General features: G+C 45.8%; 24 protein-coding genes. 17 read left to right on the plus strand and 7 right to left on the minus strand.

Annotated elements, in window-relative coordinates:
• The first annotated feature begins 135 nt into the window (after positions 1-135).
• From ecsA to G4P54_RS05360, 3 genes are read left to right on the plus strand one after another with little or no spacing between them, the layout of a single operon-like run.
• Positions 136-879 carry an ABC transporter ATP-binding protein EcsA gene (ecsA, locus tag G4P54_RS05350; RefSeq protein WP_024712891.1) on the plus strand — a complete coding sequence of 248 codons (744 nt, stop codon included), beginning with the start codon at positions 136-138 and terminating at the stop codon, positions 877-879.
• Positions 872-2,098 carry an ABC transporter permease gene (locus tag G4P54_RS05355; protein WP_024712892.1) on the plus strand — a complete coding sequence of 409 codons (1,227 nt, stop codon included), beginning with the start codon at positions 872-874 and terminating at the stop codon, positions 2,096-2,098. The genes ecsA and G4P54_RS05355 overlap by 8 nt, the downstream gene beginning before the upstream one ends.
• 20 nt (positions 2,099-2,118) lie before the next feature.
• Positions 2,119-2,829 carry an EcsC family protein gene (locus G4P54_RS05360; protein WP_167872004.1) on the plus strand — a complete coding sequence of 237 codons (711 nt, stop codon included), beginning with the start codon at positions 2,119-2,121 and terminating at the stop codon, positions 2,827-2,829.
• Between the two features lie 16 nt (positions 2,830-2,845).
• Here G4P54_RS05360 and sndC read toward each other — a convergent pair whose 3' ends face one another.
• From sndC to hmoB, 4 genes are all read right to left on the minus strand, one after another.
• Positions 2,846-4,036, minus strand: coding sequence for an N-acetyl amino acid acetylase SndC (sndC, locus tag G4P54_RS05365; RefSeq protein ID WP_167872005.1), 1,191 nt, complete (start codon positions 4,034-4,036; stop codon positions 2,846-2,848).
• Between the two features lie 71 nt (positions 4,037-4,107).
• The gene (locus tag G4P54_RS05370; protein ID WP_167872006.1) at positions 4,108-5,499 is read right to left on the minus strand and encodes a hypothetical protein; all 1,392 of its coding nucleotides are present in this window, start codon (positions 5,497-5,499) and stop codon (positions 4,108-4,110) included.
• 68 nt (positions 5,500-5,567) lie between these two features.
• Positions 5,568-5,801: a hypothetical protein gene (locus G4P54_RS05375; RefSeq protein ID WP_167871449.1), complete on the minus strand. Its 234-nt coding sequence runs from the start codon at positions 5,799-5,801 to the stop codon at positions 5,568-5,570.
• Between the two features lie 43 nt (positions 5,802-5,844).
• Complete coding sequence (hmoB, locus tag G4P54_RS05380) at positions 5,845-6,345, minus strand: heme-degrading oxygenase HmoB (protein WP_024712897.1); 501 nt, start codon at positions 6,343-6,345, stop codon at positions 5,845-5,847.
• Between the two features lie 121 nt (positions 6,346-6,466).
• Here hmoB and G4P54_RS05385 point away from each other — a divergent pair, with 121 nt between their 5' ends.
• The 6 genes from G4P54_RS05385 (at position 6,467) to G4P54_RS05410 (ending at position 15,343) form a co-directional block, all read left to right on the plus strand.
• The gene (locus G4P54_RS05385) at positions 6,467-8,611 is read left to right on the plus strand and encodes a transglycosylase domain-containing protein (protein ID WP_167872007.1); all 2,145 of its coding nucleotides are present in this window, start codon (positions 6,467-6,469) and stop codon (positions 8,609-8,611) included.
• 121 nt (positions 8,612-8,732) lie between these two features.
• On the plus strand, positions 8,733-9,794 hold the full coding sequence (gene hemE / locus G4P54_RS05390; protein WP_024712899.1) for a uroporphyrinogen decarboxylase: 1,062 nt from the start codon (positions 8,733-8,735) through the stop codon (positions 9,792-9,794).
• A gap of 71 nt (positions 9,795-9,865) precedes the next feature.
• A complete protein-coding gene (gene hemH / locus G4P54_RS05395; RefSeq protein WP_167872008.1) occupies positions 9,866-10,798 on the plus strand; it encodes a ferrochelatase in 933 nt (310 codons plus the stop codon).
• 14 nt (positions 10,799-10,812) lie between these two features.
• Positions 10,813-12,225 (plus strand): protoporphyrinogen oxidase, encoded by a 1,413-nt coding sequence (gene hemY / locus G4P54_RS05400; protein WP_167872009.1) that lies wholly within the window; start codon positions 10,813-10,815, stop codon positions 12,223-12,225.
• Positions 12,226-12,369: 144 nt separating this feature from the next.
• Positions 12,370-12,945: a TetR/AcrR family transcriptional regulator gene (locus G4P54_RS05405; protein ID WP_167872010.1), complete on the plus strand. Its 576-nt coding sequence runs from the start codon at positions 12,370-12,372 to the stop codon at positions 12,943-12,945.
• A gap of 70 nt (positions 12,946-13,015) precedes the next feature.
• The gene (locus tag G4P54_RS05410) at positions 13,016-15,343 is read left to right on the plus strand and encodes a YhgE/Pip family protein (protein ID WP_167872011.1); all 2,328 of its coding nucleotides are present in this window, start codon (positions 13,016-13,018) and stop codon (positions 15,341-15,343) included.
• Between the two features lie 41 nt (positions 15,344-15,384).
• Here G4P54_RS05410 and fabHB read toward each other — a convergent pair whose 3' ends face one another.
• On the minus strand, positions 15,385-16,362 hold the full coding sequence (gene fabHB / locus G4P54_RS05415) for a beta-ketoacyl-ACP synthase III FabHB (RefSeq protein WP_167872012.1): 978 nt from the start codon (positions 16,360-16,362) through the stop codon (positions 15,385-15,387).
• A gap of 128 nt (positions 16,363-16,490) precedes the next feature.
• Between fabHB and G4P54_RS05420 the strand changes: the two genes are divergently transcribed.
• The 4 genes from G4P54_RS05420 (at position 16,491) to G4P54_RS05435 (ending at position 19,144) form a co-directional block, all read left to right on the plus strand.
• Positions 16,491-17,267: a YhfC family intramembrane metalloprotease gene (locus G4P54_RS05420; protein WP_024712905.1), complete on the plus strand. Its 777-nt coding sequence runs from the start codon at positions 16,491-16,493 to the stop codon at positions 17,265-17,267.
• A 96-nt stretch (positions 17,268-17,363) separates the two neighbouring features.
• Positions 17,364-17,549: a hypothetical protein gene (locus G4P54_RS21530; RefSeq protein WP_309222365.1), complete on the plus strand. Its 186-nt coding sequence runs from the start codon at positions 17,364-17,366 to the stop codon at positions 17,547-17,549.
• 134 nt (positions 17,550-17,683) lie between these two features.
• Positions 17,684-18,724, plus strand: coding sequence for a M42 family metallopeptidase (locus G4P54_RS05430; protein WP_167872013.1), 1,041 nt, complete (start codon positions 17,684-17,686; stop codon positions 18,722-18,724).
• Positions 18,725-18,736: 12 nt separating this feature from the next.
• Entirely contained in the window at positions 18,737-19,144 is a 408-nt protein-coding gene (locus tag G4P54_RS05435; RefSeq protein WP_167872014.1) for an ASCH domain-containing protein, read from the plus strand.
• 36 nt (positions 19,145-19,180) lie between these two features.
• Here G4P54_RS05435 and gltT read toward each other — a convergent pair whose 3' ends face one another.
• Positions 19,181-20,470 carry a glutamate/proton symporter GltT gene (gltT, locus tag G4P54_RS05440; protein WP_024712909.1) on the minus strand — a complete coding sequence of 430 codons (1,290 nt, stop codon included), beginning with the start codon at positions 20,468-20,470 and terminating at the stop codon, positions 19,181-19,183.
• A gap of 269 nt (positions 20,471-20,739) precedes the next feature.
• Entirely contained in the window at positions 20,740-20,874 is a 135-nt protein-coding gene (gene yhfH, locus G4P54_RS05445) for a protein YhfH (RefSeq protein WP_003244802.1), read from the minus strand.
• Between the two features lie 157 nt (positions 20,875-21,031).
• Here yhfH and G4P54_RS05450 point away from each other — a divergent pair, with 157 nt between their 5' ends.
• From G4P54_RS05450 to G4P54_RS05465, 4 genes are all read left to right on the plus strand, one after another.
• Positions 21,032-21,766, plus strand: a complete 735-nt coding sequence (locus tag G4P54_RS05450) for an MBL fold metallo-hydrolase (RefSeq protein WP_167872015.1) — start codon at positions 21,032-21,034, stop codon at positions 21,764-21,766.
• Positions 21,767-21,778: 12 nt separating this feature from the next.
• Positions 21,779-22,774 carry a lipoate--protein ligase gene (gene lplA, locus G4P54_RS05455; protein WP_167872016.1) on the plus strand — a complete coding sequence of 332 codons (996 nt, stop codon included), beginning with the start codon at positions 21,779-21,781 and terminating at the stop codon, positions 22,772-22,774.
• A gap of 64 nt (positions 22,775-22,838) precedes the next feature.
• Positions 22,839-23,483 carry an SDR family oxidoreductase gene (locus G4P54_RS05460; RefSeq protein WP_167872017.1) on the plus strand — a complete coding sequence of 215 codons (645 nt, stop codon included), beginning with the start codon at positions 22,839-22,841 and terminating at the stop codon, positions 23,481-23,483.
• 117 nt (positions 23,484-23,600) lie between these two features.
• Positions 23,601-25,142: a fatty acid--CoA ligase family protein gene (locus tag G4P54_RS05465; RefSeq protein WP_167872018.1), complete on the plus strand. Its 1,542-nt coding sequence runs from the start codon at positions 23,601-23,603 to the stop codon at positions 25,140-25,142.
• The last annotated feature ends 4 nt before the right edge of the window (positions 25,143-25,146 follow it).

Consider the following 25,146-nt stretch of genomic DNA (forward strand, 5'->3'; position numbering starts at 1 on the left):
TTCCTCTACGACTATTATCATGTCCAGAACCCTGTTTCTTTATGACAGCAAATTGATTATTTGTTAAAAGGGAATTGTTTCAAATCAGGCTTCGTTTTTGGTACTATGAAGAAAAACAATATAAGGGGAGAAACTATGTCTCTGCTATCAGTAAATGATGTAACCGGCGGGTATACAAGAAATCCGGTTTTGAAAAACGTGTCATTCACCCTTGAACCGAATCAAATTGTCGGCTTAATCGGGCTGAATGGTGCTGGTAAAAGTACAACAATCAGACATATCATCGGGCTGATGGACCCGCATAAAGGATCGATCGAATTAAATGGAAAAACCTTTGCTGAGGATCCGGAAGGCTACCGTTCACAATTCACCTATATACCTGAAACGCCTGTTTTATATGAAGAGCTGACACTGATGGAGCATCTTGAATTAACAGCCATGGCATACGGCCTGTCAAAAGAAACGATGGAGAAAAGGCTGCCGCCGCTGTTAAAGGAATTCCGAATGGAAAAGAGGCTGAAGTGGTTCCCGGCTCATTTTTCTAAAGGAATGAAACAGAAGGTGATGATCATGTGCGCATTTTTGGCTGAGCCCTCGCTCTATATTATTGATGAGCCTTTTCTGGGGCTTGATCCGCTTGCGATTAACGCGCTGCTTGAGCGAATGAATGAAGCGAAAAAGGGCGGGGCGAGCGTGCTGATGTCAACGCATATTTTGGCAACGGCAGAACGCTATTGTGATTCGTTTATTATTTTACATAACGGCGAGGTGCGGGCGCGCGGCACGCTGTCCGAGCTCAGAGAGCAGTTTGGAATGAAAGACGCGGCGCTGGACGATTTGTATCTTGAGCTTACAAAGGAAGACGCTGGCCATGAATAATATGCTTGATATTTGGCAGTCGCGGCTGCAGGAGCATATCAAAGAAACAAGAACTTACATGAAATACATGCTCAACGATCACCTCGTCATTGTTTTGATCTTTTTTCTCGCGGGCGCTGCAAGCTGGTACAGCAAATGGATACGGGACATTCCCGCTCATTTTCCGTCCTTTTGGGTGATGGCCGTACTGTTTTCGCTCGTGCTGACAAGCTCTTATGTGCGGACGCTTTTGAAGGAGGCTGACCTTGTTTTCTTATTGCCGCTTGAGGCAAAAATGGAGCCTTACTTGAAGCAGGCGTTTGTCTACAGCTTTGTGTCTCAGCTGTTTCCGCTGATTGCACTGAGTCTTGTCGCAATGCCGCTGTATTTCGCTGTCTCACCGGGGGCTTCGCTCATATCGTATGCGGCGGTCTTCATCCAGCTTTTGCTTTTGAAAGCGTGGAATCAGGTGCTGGAATGGCGCACGACCTTTCAGAATGACCGAAGCATGAAACGGATGGATCTTATCATTCGCTTCGTGGCGAATACGCTCGTTCTCTATTTTGTTTTGCAATCTGTTTATATGTATGCGCTTGTTGTCTATGCCATTATGGCTGCTTTTTATCTGTATATGTCTTCCTCAGCAAAGCGGAAAACATTTAAATGGGAAAGCCATATTGAGTCCGAATTGAGACGAAAGCAGCGTTTCTATCGGATTGCCAACCTGTTCACTGATGTGCCCCATTTACGAAAGCAAGCGAAACGCAGGGCGTATCTCGACTTTTTGCTGCGGCTTGTGCCGTTTGAGCAGCGGAAAACGTTTGCCTACATGTTCACTCGCGCCTTTTTGCGTTCAAGTGATTATTTAGGCATTCTCGTCAGATTAACGATTATTTTCGCGCTGATTATTATGTATGTGTCGGCAAGCCCGCTCATTGCAGGGGTTTTGACTGTGTTTACCATTTTCATTACGGGGATTCAGCTTCTGCCGCTGTTTGGGCACTTTGATCACCTGGCGCTTCAAGAGCTTTACCCTGTCAAAAAAGAAATGAAGCTGAAAAGCTATTTCTCTTTATTAAAAACTGCACTTAGCGTTCAAGCGCTGCTGATGTCTGCTGCATCTGCCTATGCTGCCGGCATGACAGGTCTTCTGTACGCGCTGCTCGGTTCTGCCGTTTTGATTTTTGCTGTTCTGCCGTCTTATATGACAACCAGACTGAAAAAACATGGCAAGCTGTGAGCTGAAAAGGGGTAGGTCAAATGACAGACAATCAGCTGCTGATGCAGGAAGCCCTTCAATGGAAAATGCATTTTTTGCGAAAAGATTCCATGTTTGAACGCTTTTCGAAGCGTGTGCAAACGAAGGTGAATGAGCGGATTCCTGAAAAAATCCATTCGGTCGTCACCGAAAGTGTGAAAAAGATGGTGGAAGCGACGATGGCGGGCTCCAATATCATTACCTATAAGAAGGATACAAGCGCACTTTCGCTCAGTGAAAAAAACGAACTGGCGAAAAAAACGATTGCATCTTATCAGAAGGTGGCGGCTGCTGAGGGAGTCGGCACCGGAGCGGGTGGCATATTTTTAGGCATTGCCGATTTCCCGCTGCTGCTTTCGATTAAGATGAAATGTTTATTTACCTTATCCTCAATTTATGGCTTTGATGTGAAGGATTCAGAAGAAAGAATGTTTTTACTGCTTGTATTTCAGCTTGCGTTTTCAAGTGATGATGGCCGTAAATCGCTTTTTTCTGTCATTGACAATTGGGAGACGGAGAAAAAAAGCATCGACTGGAGAGTGTTCCAGCAGGAATATCGCGATTATATCGACGTCGTGAAGCTGTTTCAGCTGTTGCCGGGAGTAGGAGCCGCAGTCGGCGGCATTGCTAATTATAAGCTGCTCGCTCAGCTTGGTGAGACGGCGAGGCACGTTTTTCATTTGAGAATAGGAAAGGAAACAGCCGGAGAATAAACACTCCGGCTGTTTTTTATAGCGTATGATAGGTGATCGCGGCGCCCGCAAGCACTTTTGCCGCTGTCAGCATCGCTTTTTCATTGATATCAAATTTAGGATGGTGGTGGGAATAGACTCGCTCCGGTTGTTCAGGAGCGGCACCTGTAAAGAAAAAGGTGCCTTTGACGTTTTGTAAGTAGTAAGCAAAATCCTCGCCGCCCATTTGCGGTTCGCCGTCAATGACCTGCTGAACGCCCTCCGTATTCTTTGCGATGCTCACCAAATGGTTTGTTTCTGCAGGATGGTTCACAACCGCCGGATAGCCCCGTTCATAGTCGTACTCGTAGGATGCGCCGTGCATGCTGCACACTCCTTTTACAACGGCTTCGATTTCTTTTTCCAGAATGCTCTGGACATTTTCGTCAAAAGAACGCGCTGTGCCGGTGAGTACTGCTTGGTCTGCGATGACATTAAACGGATTGTCTGCGATGAAAGAGCCTGTCGAGATGACGGCGGAATGAATCGGATTGACTTTGCGGCTGACAATATGCTGCAAAGAGGAAACGATTTGCGAGCCAATCAGGACGGCGTCCTTAGTATCATGCGGGTGGGCACCGTGGCCGCCCTTCCCGAGGATTTTGATCGTGAATCGATCCGCCGCCGCCATTACGGCGCCAGAGCGGCAGAGAATGGTTCCAGTCGGCTCGGTTGCCCAAAGGTGCGTGCCGAATATTACATCCGCGTTTTCAAGACAGCCATCATTAATCATTGGCTTTGCGCCTCCCGGATAATACTCTTCCGCATGCTGGTGGATCATTACAAATGTTCCCTTCAGCTCATGTCTGTTTTGGTGAAGGACCTTTCCCACTGCGAGAAGAGCTGCCGTATGGCCGTCATGGCCGCATGCATGCATGACACCGGGCACTTTGGAGGCATAAGGAACATCTTTTTCATCTTGAATGGGGAGAGCGTCAAAGTCGGCCCGCAAAGCGACGGCAGGGCCGGGTTCGCTTCCTTCTATATATGCTAAAACCCCTTTGCCGCCGACGTTCGTGCGGATCGGAACGCCTAACGATTCATAATAGGAAGCAATAAACGCGGCAGTTTTTTCTTCTTGGTACGAGAGCTCGGGATACATGTGAAAATGGCGCCTGATCTCGACCATTTCTTCAAAACAGCTGTCGAGCTGTTTGTTTATCTCTTTCTGGAGTGTGGATATGGACAAAGCCGCTTCCCCCTTTTCTATGGTTTTCCATATTGTATATAAAAAGTCTGAATATTTCAACTCGTCGTGATTTAAATGAAAAACATGGCTGCGATGGTTGTGACTGAAAGGCCAATTGCGACGGGGATGAAGTTTTTTCTGGCTAATTCAAAAGGATCAACCTTGCAAATGGCAGCGGCGGGAATCAGCGCCCATGGAACCAGTGTTCCGCCGCCTACCCAGATGGCAGATATTTGTCCGAGCGCGGTCAGAACGGCGGGGTCAGTATGAAGAGCGGACGAAAAGAGCTTAGCGATAGAGCCGGCGAGGGAAATGCCTGAAAAACCTGATCCGTCGAGGCCGGTTATGGCTCCGGCGGCAGTTAAAGCAACCGCGGCAAACTCCTTTGACATAGGCATCATATGGGATAATGCAATGCCAAGGTCATTGACAATTCCGTGAGAACCTTCAGGGAGTGAATCGCCCATGATACTTTCATAGCCTGAATCGCCAAGATAAAAGAAAGCGGCAATCGGGATGACGGGGCCGAAAACCTTAAAGCCGAATTGGAATCCATCAATAAAATAACCAGTGATTTTTTCAAGTCCTTTGTGTTTATACACGAGAAAATGAACGGTCAGAAGGATACTGATCGCAGACCCGCCAATTAACGCGGTCGCATCATTTCCCTGCAGGTTAAACAACAGCATGCAGGCGATATCCGCAAGAAAGATAAGCAAAATCAACAAAGCTAGTATGGACCGCAGACGTTTCGGCAAGTACAGCGAGGTGTCTTGCTCACCAGCATGTAAGGGGGGAAAAGAAGCTGGAGCCAGCTGTTTTTTGCGCTCGCGCTGAATCATGAGAAAGGCGGCGGCTGTTGTGGTCGCGCCCATAATCAGCACAAGAGGAATGCTGGCCGAAATGACATCGCCGACTGGAATACCGGCCGCATCGGCTGTCAGCTTTGGCGCAGCCTGAATGACAAAGTCTCCTGACAGGGCGAAACCATGTCCAAATAAGCTCATGGCCATGGCGGAGGCAATAGGCGGAAAACCGGCGCGGGCAGCTGCCGGAAGCAGCACGGCGCCGATCAAAGCGACACCAGGTGAAGGCCAGAAGAAGAGAGAAATGGCAAACATCAGGCCGCCAATCAGCCAATAGGCAGTCACAGGACCTTTCATAAGGCTTGCAAAGGGAGAAATCATTGCTTCATTTATCCCTGTTTTAGTTAACAAATCACTCATCGAAACGATAAAACAAATGATGAAAATTGTAGGCAGCAGCTCGCCCGCCGCGTAGATAAAGCTGCGGAATAAACTGCTGACAGAAGCTGCAAGTGAATGACTCGCCCATAACGATAGGGTGAAAATACCAAATAAGGAGATAAAGGTTGTGTCTTTCCGCAGCAGCATAAATAGGATAATCGCCCCGATAAATAACACGTACAGAATATGGATAGGCAAAATCCCGGCTTCCATCATTGATCACTCCTTCCGCTTCCTACAGATTATTCATAGGCGGGCGGAAGGTGCCGGGACAGAAGGAAGGGTTATAATGGAAGATGTGCCGCATAGCAATCAGGAGAAAAAAATAACAGCACTGTCAGCAAGCATGTGTTTTCTATAGGGACGAGGTTTTCCGAAGGATCTAAATATGAACCATCCTGGCGATGCATCTCGTAATCATCAAATCCGAACTGGAAATCGCAGCACGGGCAGATTTCATGATCATATGGCGGTTTCGTCAATCCCTTAAACCCGCAGCCTTGGCAAGTATGCTTCATTTTGCATGCCTCCAAATAAATAAGCTGCCGGACATGCCGGCAGCTATTCGACAGCGAAAAACGTGGTGACGTAAGAAGGACGGGAGAAGATCGACGTTGTGTCAATTCCGGCAGACGTGCCTCGTTTTTTATGGGCTTCTTTGTATGACGCTGATTGCTGCCAGTCTTGAAAGGCTCTTTCGGTTTCCCACAAGGTAAGAATGACGTAGGTGTCACTGTCAAGAGGACGGAGCACACGAATCGCTTCAAAACCAGGCTCATTTTCGACTTTTCCCGCTCTGTTTTTAAATCTGTTTTCAAACAGCGGACGGCCTTCCTGAGTGACAGCAATATTGTTCAACACTGCAAAACCGGGATGCTTCATCTCTCCGGCTTGATCAATGACTTCATAAGCATGTGGTGCCTGGAAAACCGTCTCTCCGCTGGTTTCGTGGATTAAAATCGCGTTTTCCTGCCCCTGCATCAAAAGGATATGTTCTGAGGGATGCTTCTCTACGATCGTTTTTAAAAAATCGGCTGTTCCATATGTAATATAAACCTTCATATCAGCCACCTCCTGCTTGCTAGTATATCAAAACAATGGTATAAGTTTCTATTGGCGAGTGCTTCGAACATAATTCAAAACAATTTTTCCCATACTACCTTTAGAAAGGCGAGGTGAGTTCATGTTTAAGATAAAGAAAAAGAAACTTTTTATACCTATTATTATTTTAGTGCTAACTGCTTTTCTCGCTTTAATAGGATATATTTCAATTATTTTTCTCGGCCATTATGTGATAGATGAAAAAAAACTGATCCTTCATGCCTCTTCAAAAATCGTTGATCAAAACGGGGATGAGGTTGCGAGCCTGTATACAGAAAATCGCGAGCCAGTCTCGATCAATGAGATTCCGAAGCAGGTTAGAGAAGCGTTTATCGCTGTTGAGGATAAAAGGTTCTATGAGCATCGCGGCATTGATACAAAATCTGTCGGAAGGGCGGTGTACCGCGATATTTTAGCTGGCGGAAAGGTGGAGGGCGGAAGCACGATCACCCAGCAGCTTGCCAAAAATATTTTTCTGACACACGACAAAACGTTTTTAAGAAAAACGAAAGAAGTCATTATTGCGATCAACCTTGAACGGGATTACAGCAAGGACAAGCTGCTGGAAATGTATTTGAACCAGCTTTACTTCGGACATGGAGTCTACGGCATCCAAGCCGCATCCCATTATTACTTTAATAAAGAAGTAAAAGACTTAACCGTTTCCGAAGGCGCGGTATTGGCTGCTATTCCGAAGGCGCCTTCCATGTATTCTCCTGTTTTGCACCCTGATAAAAGCAAGGAGCGGCGTGATACGATTCTTGGCATGATGAATGACCAAGGCTACATCAGTGCGAAAGAGGCTGTCAGCGCGCAGGGAAGGACGCTCGGGCTGAACGTAAAGAAACAGTCGGAAACACCATGGTTTGACAGCTATATCGACCTTGTGATAAAAGAGGCCGAGGATAAGTATTCAATTTCCGGAGAGCAGCTGCTTCAAGGCGGATACACGATCAAGGTGCCGCTCGATTCGAAGCTGCAAAAGACGGCTTATCAAGTGATGAAGCAGGGAAGCTATTATCCGGGAACAGATCAGCATGCTGAAGGAAGCGCGGTCTTTATCAATAATAAGACAGGCGGTGTGGAAGCGGCGATCGGCGGAAGAGATTACACAGCCAAAGGATATAACCGCGTCACGGCTGTCCGCCAGCCGGGTTCCACATTTAAGCCGCTTGCCGTATACGGACCGGCGATGCAGGAAAAGAAATTCAAACCATATTCTCTATTAAAGGATGAGCTGCAATCCTACGGAGATTATACTCCAAAAAACTATGACAGCCGGTATGAGGGCGAAGTGACCATGTCTGACGCCATTACGTACAGCAAAAACGCGCCGGCTGTATGGACGCTGAATGAGATTGGCGTCGAAACAGGAAAATCATATTTGAAAGCAAACGGCATTGATATCCCTGACGAAGGCCTTGCGCTCGCTCTCGGCGGCCTGGAAAAAGGTGTTTCCCCCCTTCAGCTTGCCGGCGCGTTTCATACGTTCGCCGCGAATGGATTGTATACTGAGCCATACTTTATTTCCAGCATAATAGATGAAGACGGAGAAGCAATAGCCGATCATAAGGAAGAAGGAAATCGGGTATTCAGCAAGCAGACGTCCTGGAATATGACGAGAATGCTGCAGCAGGTGGTCAAAAAGGGAACGGCAACGTCCGGCACCTATCACGGCGATTTGGCGGGGAAAACCGGTTCTACGACTTATACAGGCGTTTCCGGAGCGACAAAGGACGCCTGGTTTGCAGGCTATACGCCAAAAATCACCGGGGCTGTCTGGATGGGCTATGACAAAACAGATCAAAGCCATTACTTAAAAGGCGGAAGCGCATATTCAACAAGACTGTTTAAGGATATTTTGACACAGGCTGGAGAAACCGGTGATGTGTTTACGAAGCCTAAAAACGTCAAAGAACTGGAAAGCCCGATTGAGCTGGATCCGGTCAAAACGCTGAAAGCGGATTACACATTTAAAGCTGCGGGGCTCTTTACCATTGAATTAAATTGGAACGCTCAAGAGGATGACCGGGCTGTATACAGAATTTATGTAAACAAGGACGGCAAGGAGACGCTTCTTGATTCAGTCGAAGGAAAGGGAAGCTATGAAATCCCTTATGCCAACTTGTTTTCAGGCGCTTCTTATAAAGTCGTGCCTTATAATACACAGACAAAAAGAGAAGGGGAAGGAACCGATTACGTTCAGCCTAAGTTGTTTTCCTCATAATGGAATTCGGCGATTTTTTGAACTTTGAGCTTCATTTCTATACCATTTGCCTAAAACAAGGTATAGTGTAATAAGTCAAGAAATACGAACGTATGGTTGCAGTATGAAAGGTGGAAATCAGATGAGTAAACGAGAAACGTTTAACGAGACGTTCTTAAAAGCTGCACGGGGAGAGAAAGCGGATCACACGCCTGTATGGTATATGAGACAAGCAGGGCGCTCACAGCCGGAATACCGTAAGCTGAAGGAAAAATACGGATTGTTTGAGATCACGCATCAGCCCGAACTTTGTGCGTATGTCACAAGACTGCCGGTTGAGCAATACGGAGTCGATGCTGCAATCCTATATAAAGATATCATGACTCCGCTTCCGGCAATCGGTGTCGATGTTGAAATTAAAAACGGGATCGGACCTGTGATTGATCAGCCGATCCGGTCTATGGCGGACATTGAAAAACTCGGCCAGATTGATCCGGAACAGGACGTGCCCTACGTGCTTGAGACGATTAAACTGCTTGTCAATGAGCAGCTGAACGTCCCGCTCATCGGTTTCTCAGGTGCGCCTTTTACGCTGGCAAGCTACATGATCGAAGGCGGCCCGTCGAAAAACTACAATAAAACAAAAGCTTTCATGTACAGCATGCCGGATGCATGGAATCTGCTGATGTCCAAGCTTGCCGACATGATCATCATGTATGTGAAAGCGCAGATTAAGGCAGGCGCAAAAGCGATTCAAATCTTTGATTCGTGGGTCGGCGCGCTGAACCAGGCAGATTACAGAACATATATCAAACCGGTGATGAACCGAATCTTTTCAGAGCTTGCACAGGAGAATGTGCCGCTGATCATGTTTGGCGTCGGCGCAAGCCATCTGGCAAATGATTGGCATGACCTTCCTCTCGATGTTGTCGGGCTTGATTGGAGACTCAGCATAGATGAAGCCAGATCAAAAGGCATTACCAAAACAGTGCAAGGCAACCTGGATCCATCTATTTTGCTTGCGCCTTGGGAAGTCATTGAGAAGAAAACGACTGAAATACTTGATCAAGGCATGAAATCGGACAACTTCATTTTTAACCTTGGACACGGGGTATTTCCTGACGTCAGTCCTGAGGTTTTGAAAAAACTGACAGCATTTGTCCATAAATATTCACAAAACAAGAAAATGGGTCAATATTCCTAAGCATATCTTTTGGTATCATGGTGATATCCTGTCAAAATGTTTGTATCAGATCATTAAAGAGGGTGTAAACAGTGAGTAGAAAGAAAATGGGGCTTCTCGTGATGGCGTACGGCACGCCTTATAAAGAAGAAGATATCGAACGTTATTATACACATATCAGAAGAGGCAGAAAGCCTGAGCCTGAAATGCTTCAAGATTTGAAAGACAGATATGAAGCAATTGGCGGCATTTCACCTCTTGCGAGAATCACAGAAGAGCAAGCGCACAAGCTTGAACAGCACCTAAATGAGATTCAGGACGAGATTGCATTTAAAGCATATATCGGTCTGAAGCATATTGAGCCGTTTATTGAAGACGCTGTGGCAGAGATGCATAAGGACGGCATTACAGAAGCGGTCAGCATTGTGCTGGCACCGCATTTCTCCACGTTCAGCGTGCAGTCCTACAACAAACGTGCCAAAGAAGAGGCTGAGAAACTAGGCGGCTTAACGATTACGTCTGTTGAAAGCTGGTACGATGAACCAAAGTTCGTGAAATATTGGGTTGACCGAGTGAAGGACACATATGCGTCAATGTCTGAGAATGAAAGAGAAAACGCGATGCTTATCGTATCCGCACACAGTCTGCCGGAAAAAATCAAAGAATTTGGAGACCCGTATCCGGATCAGCTTCATGAATCTGCGAAATTGATTGCTGAAGGCGCAGGCGTTTCCGAATATGCTGTCGGCTGGCAAAGCGAAGGGAACACGCCTGATCCTTGGCTTGGTCCTGATGTACAGGATTTAACACGTGATTTGTTCGAACAAAAAGGCTATCAGGCATTTGTATACGTCCCTGTCGGATTTGTCGCGGACCATTTAGAAGTGCTTTATGATAATGATTATGAATGCAAAGTGGTCGCTGACGATATCGGCGCAAGCTACTACCGCCCGGAAATGCCCAATGCCAAGCCGGAATTTATTGATGCATTAGCAACAGTTGTATTAAAAAAAATAGGACGTTAAAGAAGGCGATGAACATGAGTGACGGCAAAAAAAATGTAGTCATCATCGGCGGCGGCATTACCGGTTTAGCCGCCGCCTTCTATATGGAAAAAGAAATCAAAGAAAAAAATCTGCCGCTTGAGCTGACGCTTATTGAGGCAAGTCCGAGAGTCGGCGGGAAAATCCAGACAATCAAGAAAGACGGTTATGTCATCGAAAGAGGGCCTGATTCATTTCTGGAACGGAAGAAAAGCGCTCCGCAGCTCGTCAAAGACTTAGGGCTTGAGCATTTGCTTGTCAACAATGCGACAGGACAATCCTATGTGCTGGTAAACAGCACCCTGCATCCAATGCCAAAGGGCGCCGTGATGGGGATACCAACAAAAATTGCGCCGTTTGTTTCTACGGGTCTGTTTTCCTTGTCCGGTAAGGCGAGAGCCGCTATGGATTTCATTCTGCCTGCAAGCAAGTCAAAAGACGACCAGTCATTGGGAGAATTTTTCCGCAGACGTGTCGGAGATGAAGTGGTTGAGAATTTAATCGAGCCGCTCCTGTCAGGCATTTACGCGGGCGACATTGACAAGCTCAGCCTAATGTCGACATTCCCGCAATTTTACCAGACAGAACAAAAGCACCGAAGCCTGATTCTCGGCATGAAAAAAACAAGACCCCAAGGCTCCGGCCAACAGCTGACGGCAAAAAAACAAGGGCAGTTTCAAACGCTGTCAACCGGTTTGCAGACCCTTGTAGAAGAGATTGAAAAGCAATTAAAGCTGACGAAGGTATACAAAGGCACAAAAGTGACCAAGATCAGCCGCAGCGATACTGGCTATTCCCTTGAGCTGGATAACGGCGTCACACTTGATGCTGATTCAGTAATAGTGACCGCTCCGCATAAAGCGGCTGCAGGAATGCTTTCTGAGCTTCCGGCCATTTCCCATTTGAAAAATATGCACTCCACATCAGTGGCAAATGTCGCCCTGGGCTTCCCAGAAGGCGCCGTCCAAATGGAACATGAGGGCACGGGCTTTGTTATCTCAAGAAACAGTGATTTCGCAATCACAGCTTGTACGTGGACGAACAAAAAATGGCCGCACGCAGCGCCGGAAGGCAAAACGCTGCTTCGGGCATATGTCGGAAAAGCCGGAGACGAATCCATTGTCGATCTCTCAGATAACGACATTATCAACATTGTGTTAGAAGACTTAAAGAAAGTCATGAACATAAACGGGGAGCCGGAAATGACATGTGTCACCCGCTGGCATGAAAGCATGCCGCAGTACCATGTCGGCCATAAGCAGCGCGTCAAAGAGCTGCGCGAAGCACTGGCTTCCGCGTATCCGGGTGTCTATATGACAGGCGCTTCTTTTGAGGGTGTCGGAATTCCCGATTGCATCGATCAAGGAAAAGCTGCCGTGTCTGACGCGCTTACCTATTTATTCAGCTAAAAACCTCCGCTATGACGGAGGTTTTTTTGTTGTGCGATGGCAATATTGTGAAAAAAATGATTGATTTGAGCAGTTGGTTGTGATACATTTGCATATGTACTTAATGACTGAAATGTTCAAATGGTCAGTTTTGAGGTGAATATAATGTCAATAGATCGAAAAAAGCTGATTTTGGAGGCCGCCACAAAGTCTTTCACACAGTTCGGATATAAAGCGACGACAATGGATCTTGTGGCAAAGCTTGCGAACGTGGGGAAGGGAACCATCTATACTTTTTTCAAAAACAAAGAAGAGCTGTTTGACGAGATTTTCACTACATTATTGAAGGAAATGAAACAAAAAGCAGACGAAGCGATGGAGCCGAACCTCCCGTTCCACGAAAATGTGCACAGGGCGCTGTTTGCCATCCTGGAATTCAGGAAAACACATCAGCTGACGATTAAAATTTTCCAAGAAAATGCCGAGATTGGTACAATGGCAGTTCAGGATGTGATCCAAAAAATGGAGCAAGGCATTCTGTCTTATATCAAAAATAAGATTGAAGACGGGATCGAAAGCGGTGCAATCAAGCCGTGCGACCCTGAACTGACAGCTTTTGTAATGCTGAAGCTTTATATTGCGCTCATTTTTGATTGGGAAAAACAGCATCCCCCGCTCGACAAAGAGACAATTGCGGAACTGCTTGAATTGTATGTAGTCAAAGGATTGTCAGCCAACTAGATAATCCTTTGTTTTTGCAAGAAAATGACCATTTTTCATGGTGAGTCAGTTTTAGAATGGAGGCATCAGGATGAACACAATACGAAGTCAGTGGAAAGACATCGTAACGAGTAAAAAATTATTAATTCCCATCATTGCCATTTTGTTTGTCCCGCTTATTTACAGCGGGGTGTTCTTAAAGGCTTATTGGGATCCGTATGGCACAGTTGACCAGCTGCCGGTCGTTGTCGTCAACCAAGACAAAGGGGCAACGTATGAAGGAGAAAAACTTCAAATCGGTGACGATCTGGTTAAAGAATTAAAGGATAATAAAAACTTTGATTGGCATTTTTCCAGTGATCTCGACCAATCGTTAAAGGACTTATTAAATCAAAAATATTATTTGGTTGTCGAGATTCCTGAGGATTTTTCAAAGAATGCCAGCACTGTGCTGGACAAAAATCCGAAAAAATTGGATTTGAAATACCATACAAATGCCGGTTCCAACTATGTGGGGGCAACGATCGGTGAAAAAGCGATTGATAAACTCAAAGCCTCTGTTTCTAAAGAAGTGACCGAGCAATATACGAAAGTTATTTTTGATAAGTTTAAGGATATCGCAAAAGGTTTGAGCGACGCGAGCAGCGGCGCGAAAAAAATTGATGACGGCACAAAGGATGCGAAAAACGGAAGCACCCAGCTGAAAGAAAATCTGGATAAGCTGAAGGAAAGCACAGCCACCATCAGTGACAAAACGGCGCAGCTTGCAGATGGAGCGGCACAGGTGACAAGCGGCATCCAATCGCTTGACAGCTCGCTTGGAAAATTCCAGGACAGCAGCCACCAAATTTATGATAATTCAAGTAAGCTTGCTGCAGGTTCAGGGCAGCTGACAGGCAAGCTGAATGAGCTTCTCGCCGGCCTGCAAAAAACGCAGCAGGGCTTGCCTAAAATTACAAACGGGCTGGATCAGCTCAACAGTAAAGCACAAGCAGGAGCCGAGAAAGCAGCAAAAGCGGAAAAGCTCATTAATGAGCTCGATTTAACGAAGCTTGAAACAGCTGTGAACAACTTGGACACGTCAGAAACTGCGATGAAGAAATTTCAAAAGCAGCTGACTGACCTTGAAAACAGCTTGAAAAACCGAGATCAGGCATTTAAAAATCTCATCAACTCGAGTGATTTCTTAACAGCAGAGCAAAAAAGCCAGCTGATCGCTTCTGCTGAAAAGCAGCTTCCGCAAGTTGATGTGCCTGATTTTGATCAAATAGTAGGCCAGCTTCCTACAGCTGATCAACTGCCTGACATTTCAGAGATAAAAAGCTCTCTGGAAGAAGTGAAAGCGCAGGTTGCACAGGTAAAGGCACTGCCGGCAGCTACATCGCAACTTTACAACGGCACAAAATCGGTTCAAGATGCGATTGACAAATTAACGGCTGGAGCCGAAAAGATATACAATGGCTCACAGAACCTGACAGAAAACCAAAATAAACTGACAGCCGGAATTGGTGAATATAATAAGCAGTTTGCCAAAGCAAAAGCGGGCTCAGAGCAATTGGTGACAGGCAGCAGCAAAGTATCCGGCGGCTTGCTGAAGCTGTTAGACGGTTCTAAACAAGTCCAAAACGGATCATCAAAACTTGCAGATGGATCTGAATCACTTGATACAGGCTTAGGCAAGCTATTGGACGGCACAGGACAGCTGTCCAGTAAGCTAAAAGGTGCGGCTGATCAAACAGGAGATGTCGATGCTGACGATCAAACATACGGCATGATTGCCGATCCGGTTAAAACCAATGATGACGCCATTCATTCGGTGCCTAACTACGGTACAGGGCTGACACCTTATATTCTGTCAATGGGCTTGTATGTCGGCGGCATCATGCTGACGGTAGTCTTCCCGCTGAAGGAAGCGTCAGGACGTCCTAGAAACGGTTTTGAGTGGTTCTTCAGCAAATTCAATGTCATGATGCTCGTTGGAATCATTCAGTCGCTGATTGTGGCGACGGTTCTGCTTCTGGGACTTGGTCTCGAGGTTGAGAGCGCGTGGAGATTTTACGTGTTTACGATGATTACGAGTCTCGCTTTCCTTGCGCTGATTCAATTTTTGGCGACAACGATGGGCAACCCGGGACGATTTATCGCAGTCATTATTTTAGTGCTGCAGCTGGGAGCGAGCGGAGGAACCTTCCCGCTTGAATTGCTTCCGAATTTCTATCAAGTCATCCACGGCGCATTGCCGATGACCTACAGCATTAATGGATTCAGAGCGGTCATTTCAAACGGTGATTTTGGCTACATGTGGCAAATGGCCGGTGTACTCATCGGCATTGCCCTCGTCATGATCGCGCTGACGATCACTTACTTTACGATTTTAAGCCGGAAGGAAGAAACTTCAGAAGAACAGCCGGCTTCATAATGAAAAAGAACTTGTTTCCTTGGAAACAAGTTCTTTTTTTATTACATACCCCATTTGATAAGCAATCCTGTATAGGTTAAACCGCCGCCAAATCCAAAAAGCATCACAGTTTGATCTTTTTTCAGCTTCCCGGCTTTCACTGCAAGATCCAGGGCCAATACAATCGAAACAGAGGACGTGTTTCCGTAGTATTCGACACTGGTGAGCGTTTTTTCAATCGGGAACGGTGTTTTTTCACAAATCGATTCGATCATGCGCAAGTTCGCGCTGTGAGGGACAAACCAATCGAGCTCGCCGCTTGTCAATCCTGCCTGCTGTAAAAGGCGTTCAAATTCGCGGGGGATGGTTCTCGCTGCCCATTTATACACTTCGCGTCCGTTTTGGACCATTTTACCGGAACCGGCAAGCTGCACTCCGTTTAGTTCATTCCGAAGTCCGGCACGGTACAGAATATCTCCGCTGTTTCCGCTTGTTCCTTGGACAAACGCAAGGAATCCAGGTATCTCTTCATCTCGTTCCACTAACAGCGCACCCGCAGCGTCGCCAAACAGAACGCATGTCGTTCGATCAGTATAATCCGTTACTTTTGAGAGTGTCTCTCCGGCGATGACGATAATTTTTCGATGAAGCCCGGATGTGATCAATCCGTTTGCCAAATGAAGGCCGTATGTCAGTCCGGCGCACGTCGCATTAATATCCAGCGCGCCGGTGTTTTCCCAGCCGAAATAGTCCTGCACACGGCATGCCGTACTTGGAAAGGCGTAATCGGATGTTGTTGTGGCAACAAGGATCATATCCACGTCATCAAGTGTCCCTTCATAACGGCTCTTAAGATCCTTCACTGCTTCGATGCATAAATCAGAGGTGAATTGGTGTTCATCAGCTATCCGGCGTTCTTTCATGCCTGTGCGCTGAACGATCCATTCATCAGATGTATCAACGATTTTTTCTAAATCGGCATTGGTTAAGCGTCTGCTCGGCGCATAGGTCCCGATAGCCGTGATTTTTGCTTTTGACATATGAATCACTCCTTATGGTCAGATTATAACACTAGATATTAGTATCTGGTACTAAAAAGAAGGTTTTTTCATAAAAAAAGAGAAATGATGAAATAGAGAATATATGAAATAGAAAAGGAGGCTGAAAGATGGTCAGTCAAGGAGCAATAGTCTTTATGGCGATATCAGGGGCTATTGCGTTTTTGTTGCCGATCGGGCTGATTGTATGGTTTAAGCGAAAGTATGGCGCTGCGCTTAAAGTATTTTTTATTGGCGCTCTCACGTTTTTTGTCTTTGCCCAGCTGTTGGAGGGCGGCGTTCATGTTTATGTACTTCAAATGAATGAAATGACGAAAGAAGCCATGCGAAATCCATTGTGGTATGGCATTTACGGCTGCTTGATGGCCGGGATTTTTGAGGAGTGCGGAAGGTATATCATGATGAGATTTTTTTTGAAGCGCCATCAAGCCTGGTCGGACGGGTTGGCGTTCGGAACGGGCCATGGAGGGCTTGAGGCTGTCATGATTACAGGCTTGTCCTCTATCTCGCTTATTGTATATGCGTTTGCGATTAATAGCGGAACGTTTGAACAGCTTTTGATTAATGATGACATGAAACAGGCGCTTTTGCCCATTCGGGAGCAGCTGCTGCATACTCCTTCGTATGAATGGCTGCTGGGCGGAATAGAAAGAATGAGTGCGATTGCTGTCCAGATCGGCTTGTCGCTAGTTGTCCTGTATGCGGTTAAAAGCCGCCGGCTGCTGTTTTTGCTGTATTCAATTCTTTTACATGCGCTCTTTAATGTGCCGGCGGTTTTATACCAAAAAAGAATAATAGAACAGGCTGCTGCTGTTGAGATCATTGTTGTTCTGCTAGCGGCCGTATCAGTTTATTGGATTGTAAAAGCAAAAGGGCTGTTTCAATAAAAGGTCCAAGCAGCAGCACAGCCCGCTTGGAAACATGTGAATGAAAATATTCATTAAGCATGGGTTATCAGAATATGTCTGACTCAGTCTTTACCAATGACAGCAAGAGTGTCTGTGTTTTTTACAAGAGAAACAATGGTGTTTCTTTTTCTTCTTTTTCTCGCAAGGGTCATGGCGTTCTTTCTTTTTCTCGCAATGGTCGTGGAAATCTTCATCGAACCACTCGTCAAAGAACCAAAAATCATCAAACCAATCGTGACAATGATGTTTCCGTTCATGTGAATGACGACAGCACATAGATACCCCTCCTCTTCCCATGCTCTCTACAGCATATGAGAGATTGATAGGAAAAGATTGGACGAGTTCCTCGAGAAAAGAGTATATTTTAAATAGAAAAATAAAAGGAGGAATGTCCTGTGACGTCCGTACGTAAAACGATGGAGCTCATTAAAGAGCTTGTATCGATTCCAAGCCCGACAGGAAATACATATGAGGTGATCAACTATATTGAAAGCCTTTTAAGAGAATGGAAGGTAGAAACGGTTCGGAATCATAAGGGCGGCTTAATTGCAACGCTTCCCGGACACGATACATCCCGGCACCGCATGCTGACGGCGCACGTAGACACCCTCGGCGCTATGGTAAAAGAAATTAAAGCTGACGGCCGGCTGAAAATCGATTTGATCGGCGGCTTCCGCTACAACTCGATTGAGGGCGAGTATTGCCAAATTGAAACCGCCTCTGGGAAGACGTATACAGGCACCATTTTAATGCATCAAACGTCTGTTCATGTGTACAAGGACGCGGGAAAAGCTGAACGGAATCAAGAAAATATGGAGATCCGCCTTGATGAGCCTGTTCACTGCCGGAAAGATACGGAGGAGCTCGGCATTGGCGTCGGTGACTTTGTGTCGTTTGATCCCCGCGTCGAGATCACATCAAGCGGATTTATTAAATCGCGCCATTTGGATGACAAAGCAAGCGTCGCTTTATTGCTTCGCTTAATCCATCAAATTCAAACAGAAGACATTGAACTGCCGTATACAACTCATTTTCTTATTTCCAATAATGAAGAGATCGGATACGGCGGAAATTCGAATATTCCTCCTGAAACGGTCGAATATTTGGCGGTTGACATGGGGGCGATCGGTGATGGGCAGGCGACGGATGAATATTCAGTATCAATCTGTGTAAAGGATGCGAGCGGGCCGTATCATTATCAGCTCAGAAAGCATTTAGTCCATTTAGCTGAGAAGCATCATATCGACTATAAGCTTGATATTTATCCGTACTATGGGTCGGATGCATCGGCAGCAATCAAATCCGGGCACGATATTGTGCATGGCCTCATCGGGCCGGGAATTGACGCGTCGCATGCGTTTGAACGCACTCATAAATCATCTCTTCGTCATACGGCTAAGCTTCTGTACTATTATGTACAGTCATCAATGGTATAGGAGGGAGTTGAAATGAAAATTTATGAGCTGAAAAGCACATTCGGCTGGGAAGGCGATGACGGCTTAGGGGAACAGCTGATTCAGCAAATCCTCACCGGGGAAAAAACAGCCACGTGCGCACCGAAATCTTTATATTCAAAAGATGAATTAAGTGAAGTGTATCAAACAGCGGGGCAGCTTGTTACCGTTTATGATAAGCATGACAAACCGAGATGCAATATAAAAGTGACAGATGTGTTTGAAACGACCTTTGGAGCGCCTGATATGAGGTTAGTCAAAGGAGAGGGCAATGTCGAGCGAATTGAGGAATTTCAGGAAGACCATCGGACCGCATGGGCGGAGCTGATCCAAAATGGTGACTTGGAGCTGAATGAAGATACGGTTTTGATTACAGAGCTGTTTGAGCTTGTGAAAGACTAAAAAAGCCAGTGGGGCAAGAACCCCGCTGGCTTTTTATTAACCGGAAATGGTTGCGTTTTGATTTGGTTTCGATTGGGACATAACAGTTGCTGCTTTTGCAGGATTAAATTTGCCTTCCCACTTGGACATCACAACGGCCGCAAGCGCGTTTCCAGTCAGGTTGACAACTGTACGTGCCATATCCATGATACGGTCTACGCCGGCAATAAAGGCAAGTCCTTCAGCCGGAACGCCGATGGTGCCAAGGGTTGCAAGCAGGACAACAAAAGAAGTTCCTGGAACAGCGGCCATCCCTTTAGATGTCACCATTAGGACGAGCACAAGCGTAATTTGGTGCCAAATCGTCAAGTCAATGCCGTATACCTGCGCCAAAAACAGCGCGGCAATAGATTGATAGAGAACGGAACCGTCTAAGTTAAACGTATATCCGATCGGAATCACAAATGAAACAATGCCTTTCGGACAGCCGATTTTCTCCATTTTTTCCATGATGCGCGGAAGAACTGTTTCAGAACTGGACGTACTGAACGCCAGTAAGATTTCATCCTTCATGTATGCAAGGAATTTAAAGATGCTGATGCCGGCGATTTTTCCGACAATTCCAAATATGACAATTAAGAAGAAAGCAAGCGCGACATACACCAATCCAACGAGCTTTCCGAGAGAGAGAAGAGAACCGATCCCGAATTTAGACACAGTCACTCCGATTAGCGCGAAAACGCCAAATGGCGCTACTTTCATCACAAGGTTTACAACGTGGAACATGGCATGGGAGACGCCTTCGAAAAAGGCTAATACAGGCTTGCCTCTTTCACCGATCGCGGAAATTCCCAATGCAAATAGCACTGTAAAGCAGATGATGGCAAGAAGATCCCCTTCAACCAAGGACTGGAAGAAGTTTGTCGGCACAATGTGCAGGAACGTTTCCGCCACTGATTTATTGCTTTGTTCTTTTTCGGTTTCAACATATTGACTGATGTCCGATTTTTGAGCTTCGTGTATATTAACTCCTGTACCCGGATGGAAGATGTTTGCAAGGGCTAGTCCGAGAATAATGGCAAATGTTGTGATGATCTCGAAGTACAGAATCGTTCTGAAGCCTAATTTACCGACTTGCTTTCCATTTCCTGCACCGGCTACACCGATGATTAAGCTTGAGACAACAATAGGAATCACTATCATTTTGATTAAGCGTAAAAAGAGATCCCCGATTGGCTGCAGGTAAGTTGGCAATGCTGGGTTACCATACCAAATAACGCCAACAATGACACCTAAAATAAGTCCAACGAATATTTGTGTGGCTAATCCAAACCTAATTCTTTTCATAGATTACCTCCCGAAAAACAAAGTATCAACATATATCATGAATAGACATATATTTAATCTCACTATTAGATCAAATTATAATAGATAAGAAATGAATTCGTCTATAGTAAATTATATTTCGAAAATAAAGAATATTCAATGGTATTATGAAAATCACCAGAATTATCTAAAAACTGGTGAACTTTGACCTAACCTGACTATCATTTCAAATGAAGAAATACGAGAAAAAATAAGAAAATCCCGCGCGTAAGGCGCGGGATTTTCGCTCATTACAAATCGTTTACTTTTATACAGTCATTGCAGATATTACCATAACACTCATGTTGCTCTTCAATCTTTTTTCCGCATTCCGCGCACTTTTTCGAAGGCAGGTTTCTAAAAAATTCTGTGATTTTTCCCAGCATAACCAATCCCTCTTTTCCATTTGTAGTCATTTTATTGTAATATAACAGATTTTAAAAATCAATAACTGTTTTGATACAATGTTTAAAACATGCTTTTTTTAAGAAAAATGGGTATATTGAAGGGGGATCAACTTTTTTGAAAAGATAGGAGGACATTATGAAAGTTACAGTTATCGGATGCTATGGCGGTTTTCCAGCCGCAAATGAAGCGACGTCAGGCTATTTGTTTCAATCGGGTGATTATTCTTTGCTTGTCGACTGCGGCAGTGCCGTATTATCTAAGCTGCTCACATATGTACCGGCGGAAAAGCTGGATGCGGTCATTCTGTCTCATTATCATCATGACCATATTGCTGACATCGGGCCGCTCCAGTTTGCCAAGCAAGTCGGTTCATTTCTCGGCAAAGGAGACGATACGCTTCCGATTTACGGACATGATGCTGATATAGAACAGTTTCAAAAGCTTACATATAAAACACATACGAAAGGGATTGCCTATCAGCCGGATCAGCCGCTGACTATCGGTCCGTTTACAATTACCTTTTTAAAAACGATTCACCCGGTCACGTGCTATGCTATGAGAATTACCGACGGCAGCCACACTGTCGTATATACCGCTGATTCGAGCTATCAGGATTCATTTATTCCGTTTTCGGAAAATGCCGATTTGCTAATCTCAGAATGCAATTTTTATGCCGATCAAGATGGGACAAGCGCAGGGCATATGAACAGCTTGGAGGCCGGGCGAATTGCCAAAGAAGCGGGAGCGGGAGAGCTGCTGCTGACGCATTTGCCGCATTTCGGCGTGCATGACCATCTTCGCAAAGAAGCGAAAACCGTTTTTAACGGCGAAGTGAATATTGCGGCATCAGGTTTTGTGTGGGAAGGATAAAGGGGGAACACCATGTTATTTATAGACAATCAACATATTAATGATCCGCGGATCAATCTTGCTATCGAGGAGTACTGTGTAAAGCATTTAGATCCTAATCAGCCGTATTTGCTCTTTTATGTGAATCAACCGTCTATTATTATTGGGAAAAACCAAAATACAATAGAAGAAATTAATACAAAATATGTAGAGGAAAACGGGATTATCGTCGTCCGCCGTTTATCAGGCGGAGGCGCTGTATATCATGATCTGGGGAACTTGAACTTCAGCTTTATCACAAAGGATGACGGAGACAGCTTTCATAATTTCAAAAAGTTCACTGAACCTGTAATTCAGGCATTACGCCAGCTTGGCGTTGAAGCGGAGTTAAGCGGCCGCAACGATATTGTAGCGGGTGGCCGGAAAATATCCGGAAACGCCCAGTTTGCGACAAAAGGACGCATTTTCAGCCATGGCACCCTCATGTTTGATTCTGCCATTGATCATGTTGTGTCAGCATTAAAGGTGAAAAAGGATAAAATTGAATCAAAGGGCATCAAGTCGATTAGAAGCCGCGTGGCTAACATCAGTGAATTTCTCGATGATAAAATGACGACGGAAGAATTCCGCAGCCATTTGCTTCGCCATATCTTTAACACAAATGATATTCAAAATGTTCCGGAGTATAAGCTGACGGAAAAAGATTGGGAGGTCATTCATCAAATTTCGAAAGAGCGCTATCAGAATTGGGATTGGAACTACGGCCGCTCACCGAAATTTAACCTCAATCATTCGAAACGTTACCCGATTGGGTCGATTGATTTGCGCTTGGAAGTCAAGAAAGGCAAAATTGAGGACTGCAAAATCTTCGGAGATTTCTTCGGTGCCGGCGATGTATCTGAAGTTGAAAACCTGCTGGTCGGAAAACAATACGAACGCAGCGTCATCGCTGATGTGCTGGAAGGTGTAAATCTCAAGCATTACTTTGGGAACATTACGAAAGAGGATTTCCTTGATCTGATTTATTAAGGCAAAACACATTGTTTGAATGAGCGGCTGTGTTTTTGAAATAATGGAGACAGGAGGGATTCACATGAAGGTGTTTTTAATCGGAGCGAACGGACAAATCGGACAAAGGATTGTTTCTTTATTCCAAGACAATCCTGATCATTCCGTCAGAGCGATGGTCAGAAAAGAAGAACAGAAAGCGCCTCTCGAAGCTGCCGGTGCAGAAGCCGTGCTTGCCAATCTTGAAGGCAGCCCGAAAGAAATCGCCGCCGCGGCAAAAGGCTGCGACGCGATGATTTTCACAGCGGGTTCCGGCGGCAGCACAGGTTATGATAAAACGCTGCTGGTTGATCTAGATGGAGCGGCAAAAGCCATTGAAGCCGCGGACATCGCAGGAATCAAACGGTTTATTATGGTCAGCGCCCTGCAAGCCCACAACCGTGAAAATTGGAATGAGTCGCTTAAACCATATTATGTGGCCAAGCATTATGCTGATAAAATTTTGGAAGCAAGCGGTTTAACCTATACGATTATCCGCCCGGGAGGCCTTCGCAATGAGCCTGGGACGGGAACTGTTTCAGCAGCCGCCGATTTGGAGCGGGGATTCATTTCCCGTGAGGACGTTGCGAAAACGGTCATTGCCTCTTTGGATGAAACCAATACGGAAAATCGGGCCTTTGACCTGACAGAAGGAGATACACCGATTGCCGAAGCATTAAAGAAACTATAACAGTACTGACACTCGGGGCTTTTTGCTCTTGAGTGTTTTTTTCTGTTTCCCTATAATGAATGAGAAAGCTTATCTTCAATAATGAATGACTATTCATTCACTTTAAGGGGTGGGAGAATGAATCTCGTTTCGAAATTGGAAGAGACAGCATCTGAGAAGCCCGACAGCACCGCATGCAGGTTTAAGGATCACATGATGACGTATCAGGAGCTGAATGCACACATTCAGCTATTTGCGGACAGCCTTCAGGAAGCCGGTATGGAGAAAGGGGACCATCTTGCTTTGCTGCTTGGCAATTCGCCTGATTTTATCATCGCGTTTTTTGGTGCGTTAAAGGCTGGGGTTGTGGCCGTGCCTATCAATCCGATGTATACGCCGACAGAAATAGGTTATATGCTGACAAACGGGGATGTAAAGGCGATCGTAGGCGCTGATCAGCTTTTGCCGCTTTATGAAAGCATGCATGAATCACTGCCAAAGGTTGAACTCGTCATTTTGTGTCCGACGGGAGACGCCGAGCCTGAAGCTTCCGATCCAGAGGTCAAAATGAAAATGACAACGTTTGCAAAAATGCTGCGTCCGGCATCTGTCCCTAAACAAAGCCCGGAGCTTGTCCCTGATGATACCGCGGTCATCCTATATACGTCAGGAACGACGGGAAAACCGAAAGGCGCCATGCTGACCCATCAGAATTTGTACAGCAATGCCAACGATGTCGCCGGCTATTTGGGAATGGATGAGACGGACAATGTGGTCTGCGCTCTTCCCATGTTTCACGTGTTTTGTTTAACCGTCTGCATGAATGCCCCTCTAATGAGCGGCGCAACGATCTTGATTGAACCTCAATTCAGTCCGGCATCTGTTTTTAAGCTTGTTAAAGAAAAGCAGGCCACCATTTTTGCCGGCGTGCCGACGATGTATAATTACTTGTTTCAGCATGAAAAGGGGAGAAAAGATGACTTTTCTTCCATCCGTCTGTGCATTTCTGGAGGTGCGGCCATGCCAGTCGCACTGCTGACGGCATTTGAAGAAAAATTCGGCGTGACCATTTTGGAAGGCTACGGGCTTTCAGAAGCATCACCCGTGACGTGCTTTAACCCATTTGACAGGGGCAGAAAGCCGGGCTCGATCGGGACAAGTATATTACATGTCGAAAACAAGGTCGTAGATCCGCTCGGACGCGAGCTTCCTGCTCACAAGGTCGGCGAATTGATCGTGAAAGGCCCCAATGTGATGAAAGGCTATTATAAAATGCCGATGGAAACAAAGCATGCGTTAAAAGACGGGTGGCTTTATACCGGGGATTTGGCAAGACGGGATGAGGACGGTTATTTTTACATTGTTGACCGGAAAAAAGACATGATTATTGTGGGAGGATACAATGTGTATCCGCGTGAGGTGGAGGAGGTGCTGTACAGCCACCCGGATGTCAAAGAGGCGGTTGTCATCGGCGTGCCGGACCCTCAAAGCGGGGAAGCGGTAAAGGGATATGTTGTGCCGAAACGCTCTGGCGTAACAGAAGCGGATGTCATGGAGCACTGTGAAAAACATCTGGTGAAATACAAACGGCCTGCCGAGATTACTTTTCTTGACGACATTCCGAAAAATGCGACGGGGAAGCTGCTCAGACGGGCGCTGAGAGATATTTTGCCTCAATAATACG

Source organism: Bacillus tequilensis, from assembly GCF_012225885.1.
In the GTDB taxonomy this organism is placed as follows: Bacteria; Bacillota; Bacilli; order Bacillales; family Bacillaceae; genus Bacillus; species Bacillus tequilensis.